Source organism: Salinivibrio sp. SS2, from assembly GCF_001722075.1.
In the GTDB taxonomy this organism is placed as follows: domain Bacteria; phylum Pseudomonadota; class Gammaproteobacteria; order Enterobacterales; family Vibrionaceae; genus Salinivibrio; species Salinivibrio proteolyticus.
In genome coordinates, this window is record NZ_MEBP01000104.1 from 1 (window position 1) to 10,099 (window position 10,099).

Sequence of the window (10,099 nt, forward strand, 5' to 3'; positions counted from 1 at the left end):
TTGCCGTTCTCGGTGGCTCGGATATGTGTAGAAAGACCAGTCAGCATACCTTCCATTCCACCGCGCACCAAGGCGGGGTACTGGGAGGACGGTCACCCTCGTAATGCAGCCGTCAGCGCCTTGAAATCGGGTAACTTGGCAAACTGGAAACGAGAAGAAGGTTATCACCAACGCTCTCTGTCAGAAACAGGCATGTCTCGATACAAAACGTTAATCAGCTCTCAGCTGACACTACGTGATTACGATGCACAAGTTGGCGAAGCATTGGCCAACGTGAAAGCAATAAACAAAGTCATAAGACTTGGTATGCCTGTTAGTTACCGAGTTGATTGATGGGGGCAACCCCATTGGGATCAGTGCGTTAGGTGAATGATTTGATCAACAACGCCCAGTTTAACCATGAGTGTTGCACTTATTATCTGAATTCAGGCCTTCATATTTGGAAGGTAATAAGCAATAAAAATCCGGTCATATTTCTTGCGCTCCATATTTTTTAATTCCATAGCTATCTTTCTTAACGCCTCAGCCGACACCTTCCTGTCCAACCTCACATCAACACTCCGTTTCACGTCCCGAAATTCGTTGTCGGAAATTATTGAGTAGGTGGCTCCTTCAACGGTTTCAGCATGCACCAGCCCCATCATCACCATACAAATAATTAATGCAGCAAAGCAGGAAAGGCGCTTTGATAGTGTAACCATGTTTATTCCTCCATTTGTGCTGCTAACGCCCGGCTCACCGAGAAAATTATTGATGGCGGCTTTTTTGCGTGTTTTTTGCACAAAAGGTGACAGTGGAAATTTTTCCGTTGGAGCCGCTTGTTAAGTACTGAACCACTCAGGGCTAACTCCTGGACGCAAATAACCATAAATTCTTATGCCATCATTGTATATGCAATAAGGTACACCAGATTGCCTCAATGCTTTTATTAATAATTGAGTGTTATCTTCTATTTCCGGCTTAATCAAAGCCCCTTTAGGACGACTGATTAAAGCTCTGATATTAAGCCACTCTATTTGCTCCCACGCCCCCATGACATGATATAGGTCAGAATCCCAGTAATCCGGGCTTGGTTCAGTTTCATCTAAGTCTTTGCGTTGAAAATCTAGCGTGAATTCGATTTCCTGAAGCTCTTTAAAAAGGCGCTCCCATTTAGTGTTGTTTAGAACGCTAGCAATATTTTCACGCTCAATATATCGCTTCAATTTCGATTTAGTATCTAGTTCCATACTCGACTCTTTAGACACTTAACGCTGCCAGCAGAGGCCCGAGCTTGCGAGCGTCCTACTGCTTGGCTTTGATACTCATTGAGCCTTCTCCTCCAGCTTAACCATCGGGCTAAGCTGGAAGGCGACAAATCCAAAAAGGAGAAGACTCAATGAGATTTTATAACCAACAGCACGATTATTACTGCGGCATCGACCTGCATGCGCGCATTCTTTATGTCTGTATCATTGATTCTGCGGGTAACACCGTGGTTCATAAGAAAGTTGACGCCAACCCCGACGCACTCTTAGACACTCTTGCGCCCTTTCAAGACCACATTGTTGTCGGCGTCGAGTGTATGCATTGCTGGTATTGGGTGAGTGACCTTTGTCTCGATTACGCCTTTGACTTTGTGCTCGGCCATGCCTTGTACATGAAAGCCATTCACGGCGGCAAAACCAAAAACGACCGCATTGATTCCTATAAGATTGCTTCTCTTCTCAGGGGCGGTAACTTTCCGCTGGCTTATGTCTATCCAAAAGCGATGAGAGCCACTCGCGATTTGCTTCGCTGCCGAACCAAAATCATGCGTCACGGCGCTGATTTGAAAGCCCATGTCTCCAACACCTTTAGTCAGTACAATCATCCTGCACCTAACCTCCAACTGCGCTATCCCTATGCCAGAGAGGAGGTTCGCAACCGCTTCAACGAACCAGCAATAAACCACAATCTCGATATCGATTTGAACGTGATTGCCTTCTACACCAAAGAGCTGGCAAGCGTTGAACACTTCATCGAGCAAAATGCCAAACAACATAACCCGCAAGATTACCAACTGCTACAAACCATCCCTGGCATTGGCCGCATTCTGGCACTGACTATCTTGTATGAAATTGGCAACATCCAACGTTTTCCAACTGTCCAACAGTCCAACAGTCCAACAGTCCAACAGTTCGCGTCTTATTCGCGACTGATTAAATGCAAAGCCGAATCTGCGGGAAAACAATACGGGACCAATGGCAACAAAATCGGTAACGCACACCTAAAATGGGCGTTCTCTGAAGCGGCGGTGCTTTATCTTCGCGGCAATGAAAAGGCCAGGAAATACCTAAACCGATTACAAAAGCGAATGAGTAAAGCCAAAGCACTCTCTGCACTCGCCCACAAGCTGGGACGCTGCGTTTACTTCATGTTGAGGAACAAAACCGTGTTTGACGAACACAAATTCTTACCCGAGTAAGTCGCACAATGGGGTGAGCTGAACGTCTAACTGGTGCTGAGAAGGAGCACGCTGCTGACTGAGTTCACTGGGCATTAAGCCCCAATGGTCTGCTGTGCCAATGGTTGTCCAAGCCCCTTTGCTTTGATTAGCCGCCCCATTGTTGCGCACACAAGCGAACAACAAAGTTGCTTACACCCAAACTGAGCCTGAAGATAACTGGAAAACAAACGTTTAGCCTTCTTTTTGAATAGCGCCTGCTTGGGTTAACCGAATAATCTCTAATGGCCCTGTCACAGGATTGGCAGGCAGCGGTGAGACCGCAGTAAGAGACCTTCTATATGTGTTTGCCGTAAGCAATGACTTAATGGCGGAAATGACAGAACGAAGTAGACGACTTTGCTGTTCGAGAGCATTGGCTGCTGCGCAGCCAAAAAAATACTATTGCCTATTGACCGGAGAAGGGCTCATATGTGTTATGCGACTTGCTAAAGCTCCGCCGCTTCTTTAATTAATCCTGCATACCCAATCAAATAACTAACTAAGTGCGTATATGTGTCATGATACCTAGGAGGGTAATGTCCGTCGTTTATAGGTCTTTCAAGTAAGTAAACTTTATTATCGAGAATAAACTGCCGAAAAAATTTTCTGTGTTCGGGCTTGTCATTGTTAATTCCTGATTTTGAGATTATTTTCTCTGAAAAATCATCAAAGTCATTGACACAACCCTGAGCATGAACAATTTGATGCCTTAGTTGCTCTATCATTAAAACGGCTATTTTGAGGTGGATGCCAGAAGCATTTTTTTTCTCATATTCCTTTACTCTCGTATAGGTAGAACTAAAAAATGAAAGAGAGCAATTTAAAGCTTTCGTTTTAGGCTGTTCTCGAAGAATTAGTTTATGAGAATCAAAGATAAATTTTTCAAACCACTCATAGGCTTGCACAAGCAGCCAGCAATATTGGCTATTTTTGTGCCATAAAGTTAACTTCTTCAACTCTGCAATGGACGTTTGGCAAAAAGCGTACTTCTTTAGCTTACCACTAACAAGATCATGAGAGCCAAAAGCATCATGGCTGATAATTTCCGAAGGAGAGTTTTTCAACTCATATTCATTTAACAAGTCGAATTCACGCTGGAATGAGTTCTTAATAACCCGCTGCATCAAGGCTATATCAGCCATATGCCCCAATAAATCTTCATGATTTTTAGCTAAGAGTTCGTAGCTCAAATCTTACTCCAGTCGTATAACGTCGTATTCGCCGAGCAAGCGTTAGCGAGTCCGGTGCAATGCTTTTTTAGCAATTTTATGACGGTTAAATTCTTCTGTTCCATGTTGTGACATCAGGGAATACCTTCGCTAACTGATCTATTCCATTTTGAATACAAGAGATTTCCATGCAAGATAGACTAGACTTATTGAAATCATTATTACTGTATAACGATAAGTAGACCTTATACCCAGCAGAAATTGCTTTTTTGATCTCCTTGTGTTTCGTTGATACACTCTCTTTTAACGGTGTCCCATCCTTATTCTTTTCTGTAATGTGTTGCCTCAACCTATTGTCTTTCTCCGTTTTACCAATATATGCAACACCTCGTTTACTCTCTTTTTCTAAGATAAACCCATACAGCCCAACGTGGTTAAAGGCATGTTCAAAATCACCAATTAGTGCACCATCAGTGTCATATGAAACCTCTAGGTCACATACGGACAGCATGGCATCAAGTATACTCTGTGCCAAATTATCCGATAGTAAATTGATACTCTGAATACTCATACGAAACCTATTTAAAATAAAGCGCTTAGAAATATATATTTTATTTATACATCGACTATACCACTAATGCCAATTTCTCTACTTCTTTCCATTCCCAACTTATTAAACGCCTGACCAATCATTCTTGGGATATTTACGGCTATAGCAGCAGTTGGCATATCAAACAAATCTGAATTACTACCAAATGCTTGTCCTGAGAATGCTTCACCTGTACGACACCATAGGGCAAAGTGTTCACAATTTGAGTCCAAAACATCGTATCCCTCCATGCCTATACATGACTTGGCTCTTTGATAAGATTCTTCAAGAGTTATATCTTCTGTTGCTGAACTTGAAAAAGTCATCACCTCAACAAAATTTCCATTAAATATCCCTGCACCTTCGATAAATTTTTCTAGAGATTCTTTTCGTATTTTACCCTCTGAAAAATGAATAACCTTTTTGTTCCCTGCATATATTCCATAATGGTCAAACCCAATGATCCCCAATCTCGTTAATTCAATCCTTAACACAGTTCCTCTTGATAACTTAGGATGATAAACTTCCTCACATGCCTCTTCCCAAGATTCAACGATCATATCCCAAAGCCCCATACTATGCCTCCTTTATTGCTAACGCCGCCAGCACGCGCGGCTTTGTAGTGAAGGCGAAGCCGCAACGAAAAAGACGTCGCCGTGCCTGGCCTTGTTAAATTTTTATAGCACCATATGCAACAGCGGATAAGGCTTACCCTGACCATCGACTGGTGACCGATCTATCACTTTAAAGCCAATATGCTGATAAAAACCTACCGCCTGTTCATTCTGCTCGTTTACATCGACCTTTGATGCTCCCTGCTCTTTGATAGCATGGGCCGCTAACATGGCACCAATGCCTTTTCCGCGAGCATCAGGTGAGATGAACAACATCTCAATATTACCGTCATGTACTCCACAGAATCCCTGAATTTCACCGTTACCGTTTTTAGCGCACCTTAAATCAACTGCGTCAAAATACTGCCCCAGGATTAACGGCTTTAACTCCTGTAGATCATCTTCAGACAGAAAATCATGCGTTGCCCTGACCGACGCTTCCCAGACTTCTATCAGCTTAAGGTGATCTGCTTTTTCTACGACCTCAATACTCATCACTAAACCCGATTGAAAATTTAACATTGTATTAGTGCGCACGCACGATTTCCCAAAACCGTTATACGCACTCTTGCCCACCTAACTATCTGTTACCAATATAATTTCTCACCTCTAATGGATACTACTCTTCCGCGAAAGTGTGCATGCCTCCTATCACTACTCAGGTATTCACACTATCCCCAAGCGTCAAGCTGTAAACGCATGACTAATAGGCTCTTTTAATCATCCGTTCTGGGATAGTGTGAATCGGTCACGGATAAACGCGCACGCTATTGGGTATGTCTGCTCGATAAGCTGGTTAGGTACCCAGTGTTTAGCAATGCTACCGCCGGTCAGTTGTCGGCACCTAACACGCCATCATATTGGCAAATTTGTAGATGAGTGTATCAAGCCGTGTGTGGGCTTTCGTGCGCTGTTATCCAAAATGTTAGATGGCACATGTTTTGTGATATGGATACAAAGGTGGGCTTTGGCAAAGCGAAAGGTTAGATTAGCGGACATCAGCCCTATCTCAATAAATAGTCACCTCAAATAAACTCCAGACCAGTCTCGATTGACAAGACTTAGTTTGGGCACTAGTTTTGTGAATCGGTCCCGATGGAAGGAGCGCCCCTTGGGCAATTGGAGCCCAAGCCGACGCAGCCATTGGGACTTTTTCTATAGTTTCTATAGTTCACACAATCCTCTCGGAGGTTCTATCGGCTATATGCCATTTGTGTTCACGTAGTAAACGTTTATCCTCATTAGCTGTGAACACTGAGCTAGATTATTGATCTCAAAAACGAATTTAAGCCCTGATGGAAGGTGCGCTCCTTGGGCAATCGGAGCCCTCGCAAACGCAGCTATTAGGGCTTTTCTATTTCTCTCCCCTAATCCAGCGTTTTGAGCTATCGATTTGTCACCTGATTTATTTTGATGCGAAACAGCAAGAGTAGTGCGTTCTTGTTTGACTAAGTGTTTGACTAAAAATCAGCAGGCACAAAAAAGGCGTAGTAGGTACTAACCTGCTACGCCTTGCTATAACTGGTGGCCCCTCCCAGACTTGAACTGGGGACCAATCGATTATGAGTCGACTGCTCTAACCACTGAGCTAAGGGGCCGAGTGGGTTGGGATTATAGGGGATGCCCGACAGGGTGTCTAGCTGTAAGGGGGGTGAATTCAGTATGCTTTTTGAGCACTTAGCGCGGTAAAACCAAAACAAGCGCCGCCAATGTGGCGGCACTCACGCTTTGCTTACTTAGGTTGTCTTCGCCTTACTGCATCGCAGGGTCTTGGCTAGTGTCGTCGGCGGGCCAAGTGTTCTCTTCTTCAGCAGGCCAAGTGCTGTTGTCTTCTTCTGGCATCGGCTGGGTATCACAGTCGGTGCTTCCGTCTGGGCAGGTCACAGCAGGCTGTCCGTTTGCTGGCTGCATTGGCTCATCGTTTGCCATAGCAGGGCCGGCTAGGCCAACCATCATCATTAATGCGCTTAGGGTGAGTGCTTTGTTGTGTGCTTTCATCACTTTCTCCTTCATTTTTGTCGTTGCCCTTGAGGACAAAATCAGTATCTCGCGATGCCAGCGGTGTTCTGTCATTGAGACGCTATGGGTTGGTAAAAGGCGCGCGGAGTTTGTCGCCGGTTTTTTAGGCGTGTCAGCTGTCGTTTAAAAAACCCCATCTCGGTCAGAAAAGCATCAAAATGATAGGTTTTTGGTCAACACATGACGCTTGCGTGGGGCAATAGGCTTGCATCCCATCTCCTCTCCCCTTACTATCCGAAAGAATAATTAAACATTTTTATTGGTTTTATATTCACAAATAAGCCATAAACAGGGATATATATGAAAAGCAACCTCTACCAACACTCACTGCTCACTCTGTTAGATCTGTCCCCGTCACAGATCCAAGATTTAGTGGACGACGCTGCGATGTTAAAAGCGGCGAAGGCCAATGGTGAAGAAGTTGCCCGTCTAAAGGGTAAGAATATTGCGCTGATTTTTGAGAAAACCTCGACGCGCACGCGGTGTGCCTTTGAGGTTGCTGCGTTTGATCAAGGCGCACAAGTGACCTATCTCGGCCCAAGTGGTACGCAAATTGGCCATAAGGAAACCATCAAAGATACCGCGCGCGTGCTGGGAAGAATGTACGATGGCATTCAGTATCGCGGTTTTGGGCAAGATGTAGTGGAAACCTTGGCAGCCTACGCGGGCGTGCCGGTTTGGAATGGACTAACAGATACCTTTCACCCCACCCAAGTCCTTGCTGATCTGCTCACCATGCAAGAGCACAGTGACAAGCCGCTTAATCAAATCGCCTTTGCCTATTTGGGGGATGCGCGCAATAACATGGGCAATTCCTTGCTGGTTGGGGCCGCTAAAATGGGAATGGATGTACGCCTGATTGGACCCAAAGCTTATTGGCCCGAAGAAAGTTTGGTTGCGCGTTGCCAAGATATTGCCGCCAGCACTGGCGCGTCGATCACCTTAAGTGAAGAGACTGCCGCGGTGGAAGGCTGTGATTTTGTGTATACAGATATTTGGGTATCGATGGGCGAGCCCGAGTCGGCATGGGCACAACGCGTGGCTGCGCTTACGCCTTATCAAGTAACGCCAGCCTTGATGCAAGCGACACAAAACCCTCAGGTAAAATTTATGCACTGCCTGCCCGCGTTCCATAATGATGAGACCCAAGTGGGCAAGCAAGTGGCTGAACAATATGGATTAAATGGCCTGGAAGTGACTGAAGAGGTGTTTGAATCTGCGCAGTCGATCGTCTTTGATCAAGCAGAGAATCGCATGCATACCATCAAGGCTGTGATGGTCGCCACACTCGTAAAACCACAGGCGTAAACGATTGCACTTTTGCTTGCACCCCACAAAAAGGCGCGTATAATTCGGCCAGATCTCATTACACGGCCAGTCGATATGTTTGTTATTCCACCCACAAACAGCGCGCTATCCGCCCCTCAGGGGGACAGCACCCGCATTGGTCGTGATCGTAAAAACCTCCGTTTCGGAGGTTTTTTTTTGCCTGTAGCACACTGCAAAGAAAGGGACTCGCGTTATGGCCAATACCCTGTATAACAAACACATTATTTCCATTCCCGAGCTCAGCCGCGACGAGCTGGAGTTAATCGTTGCCACGGCGGGCGAACTCAAGGCACGCCCTAACCCGACGCTGCTAAAAAACAAGGTGATTGCCAGCTGCTTCTTTGAAGCCTCCACCCGCACACGCTTGTCGTTTGAAACGGCCATTCAACGCCTAGGCGGCTCGGTGATTGGCTTTCCCGATGGCGGCAATACCTCATCAGGTAAAAAGGGTGAAACCTTGGCTGACTCGGTGCGTGTGATTTCATCGTATGTGGATGGCTTTGTGATGCGTCATCCAAAAGAAGGCGCGGCCCGTTTGGCCTCAGAGTTTTCGGAAGGTGTGCCTGTGGTGAATGGCGGTGACGGCGCGAACCAGCACCCGACCCAAACCTTGCTGGATTTATTCTCCATTTATGAAACCCAAGGCCGTTTAGATAACCTCAACATTGCCATGGTCGGCGATCTGAAGTATGGCCGTACTGTGCACTCCCTCACTCAAGCCTTGTCCAAGTTTGAAGGGAACCGTTTCTTTTATATCGCCCCCGATGCGCTCGCCATGCCCGAGTATTTGCTCGATGAGCTCACCGCGGCGGGCCACCCTTACAGCCTGCATAGCAGTATTGAAGAAGTGGTGCCTGAGTTGGATGTGCTGTACATGACCCGTGTGCAAAAAGAGCGCTTCGATGAGTCAGAATACGCCCATATCAAAGCTGCGTTTATCCTAAACGCTGCGATGTTGCGTGATGCGAAACCCAATATGAAAGTGATGCACCCACTGCCACGGGTGGATGAGATTACCGTGGATGTCGATAAAACCCCGCATGCGTATTACTTTGAGCAAGCCGAAAATGGCGTCTACGCGCGCGAAGCACTATTGGCATTGGTGTTAAATGAACAAGTGGAAGGAGTCGCCTAATGAACACTGATAGCAAACTACAAGTAGAAGCGATTCGCAACGGCACTGTGATTGACCATATTCCAGCGCACATTGGCTTTAAGATCCTCAACCTCTTTCAAATGCATGGCAGTGAAGAGCGGATCACCATTGGCTTGAACTTGCCCTCTTCCGCGCTCGGCAGCAAGGATTTGATCAAAATTGAAAACGTGGTGATCAGCGAAGATCAAGCCAGCCAGCTGGCACTTTATGCGCCACAAGCGACGGTGAATCAAATCGAAGAGTATCAAGTGGTCGCCAAGCTGCCGCTGACATTACCAGAGGTGATTCAAGGCGTGTTCCGCTGTCCGAACAGTAACTGTATCACGCACGGTGAGCCTGCAGTGGTCAGTAGCTTTCGAGTGTTAACCGAGCAGCAAGATGTCAAACTGCGCTGCAAATACTGTGAAAAGGTCTTCTCTCGCGAGATCATGACCGAAAATCACTAAGCACTCGTTATCCGTGCCGACTAGCCCTTGGTGAGGAATATCAAGGGCAACAAAAAAGCCAGCGTAATGCTTAATGCCGATCAGTTAAGCAAAAAATGATCGGTTGAACGATCCTGAGAGGGTGTCAAAATCCGAGTGTTTCTGCACACTCGGATTTTTTTATGTTCTTAAGACAAGCCCTCGACCGAATACATCAATTCTCTGCTGACCAACTCAATGGTCTATCCGATCTCCTTTGCCCTGAACTCATTCACCAATGTCTTGAGGACACAGGCGTCGCGACGATTCGTAAGCGTAGGCTCCCCATGGA

Annotated in this window: 12 protein-coding genes, 1 tRNA gene and 1 pseudogene; 6 read left to right on the plus strand and 8 right to left on the minus strand. The window is 46.1% G+C overall.

Annotated features, from left to right (window positions below; genetic code table 11):
- A pseudogene (locus BGK46_RS17760) lies at positions 1-333 on the plus strand (IS5/IS1182 family transposase); the annotation flags it as partial.
- A 92-nt stretch (positions 334-425) separates the two neighbouring features.
- Here the strand turns inward: BGK46_RS17760 and BGK46_RS13195 are convergent.
- Positions 426-782, minus strand: a complete 357-nt coding sequence (locus BGK46_RS13195; protein ID WP_139130787.1) for a hypothetical protein — start codon at positions 780-782, stop codon at positions 426-428.
- 39 nt (positions 783-821) lie between these two features.
- Complete coding sequence (locus BGK46_RS13200; protein WP_069589958.1) at positions 822-1,229, minus strand: DUF6678 family protein; 408 nt, start codon at positions 1,227-1,229, stop codon at positions 822-824.
- A 149-nt stretch (positions 1,230-1,378) separates the two neighbouring features.
- Between BGK46_RS13200 and BGK46_RS13205 the strand changes: the two genes are divergently transcribed.
- Complete coding sequence (locus BGK46_RS13205; RefSeq protein ID WP_069589962.1) at positions 1,379-2,446, plus strand: IS110 family transposase; 1,068 nt, start codon at positions 1,379-1,381, stop codon at positions 2,444-2,446.
- 467 nt (positions 2,447-2,913) lie between these two features.
- Here the strand turns inward: BGK46_RS13205 and BGK46_RS13210 are convergent, their stop codons facing one another.
- The 6 genes from BGK46_RS13210 to BGK46_RS13235 form a co-directional block, all read right to left on the minus strand.
- The gene (locus BGK46_RS13210) at positions 2,914-3,657 is read right to left on the minus strand and encodes a hypothetical protein (RefSeq protein ID WP_069589964.1); all 744 of its coding nucleotides are present in this window, start codon (positions 3,655-3,657) and stop codon (positions 2,914-2,916) included.
- A gap of 85 nt (positions 3,658-3,742) precedes the next feature.
- Complete coding sequence (locus BGK46_RS13215) at positions 3,743-4,207, minus strand: hypothetical protein (protein WP_069589966.1); 465 nt, start codon at positions 4,205-4,207, stop codon at positions 3,743-3,745.
- 44 nt (positions 4,208-4,251) lie between these two features.
- On the minus strand, positions 4,252-4,800 hold the full coding sequence (locus BGK46_RS13220) for a lecithin retinol acyltransferase family protein (protein ID WP_069589968.1): 549 nt from the start codon (positions 4,798-4,800) through the stop codon (positions 4,252-4,254).
- Positions 4,801-4,902: 102 nt separating this feature from the next.
- Positions 4,903-5,334: an acetyltransferase gene (locus BGK46_RS13225; protein ID WP_069589978.1), complete on the minus strand. Its 432-nt coding sequence runs from the start codon at positions 5,332-5,334 to the stop codon at positions 4,903-4,905.
- Between the two features lie 1,027 nt (positions 5,335-6,361).
- Positions 6,362-6,437, minus strand: a tRNA-Ile gene (locus BGK46_RS13230).
- A gap of 154 nt (positions 6,438-6,591) precedes the next feature.
- Positions 6,592-6,837, minus strand: coding sequence for a hypothetical protein (locus tag BGK46_RS13235; protein ID WP_069589970.1), 246 nt, complete (start codon positions 6,835-6,837; stop codon positions 6,592-6,594).
- 321 nt (positions 6,838-7,158) lie between these two features.
- Here BGK46_RS13235 and argF point away from each other — a divergent pair, with 321 nt between their 5' ends.
- From argF to BGK46_RS17200, 4 genes are all read left to right on the plus strand, one after another.
- A complete protein-coding gene (gene argF / locus BGK46_RS13240; RefSeq protein ID WP_069589972.1) occupies positions 7,159-8,166 on the plus strand; it encodes an ornithine carbamoyltransferase in 1,008 nt (335 codons plus the stop codon).
- A 214-nt stretch (positions 8,167-8,380) separates the two neighbouring features.
- The gene (gene pyrB, locus BGK46_RS13245; protein WP_069589975.1) at positions 8,381-9,322 is read left to right on the plus strand and encodes an aspartate carbamoyltransferase; all 942 of its coding nucleotides are present in this window, start codon (positions 8,381-8,383) and stop codon (positions 9,320-9,322) included.
- Complete coding sequence (gene pyrI, locus BGK46_RS13250) at positions 9,322-9,789, plus strand: aspartate carbamoyltransferase regulatory subunit (protein WP_069589977.1); 468 nt, start codon at positions 9,322-9,324, stop codon at positions 9,787-9,789. The genes pyrB and pyrI overlap by 1 nt, the downstream gene beginning before the upstream one ends.
- Positions 9,790-9,950: 161 nt before the next feature.
- Positions 9,951-10,099 (plus strand): transposase domain-containing protein (locus tag BGK46_RS17200; RefSeq protein WP_175418663.1); only part of this gene is annotated, 149 nt, incomplete at its 3' end.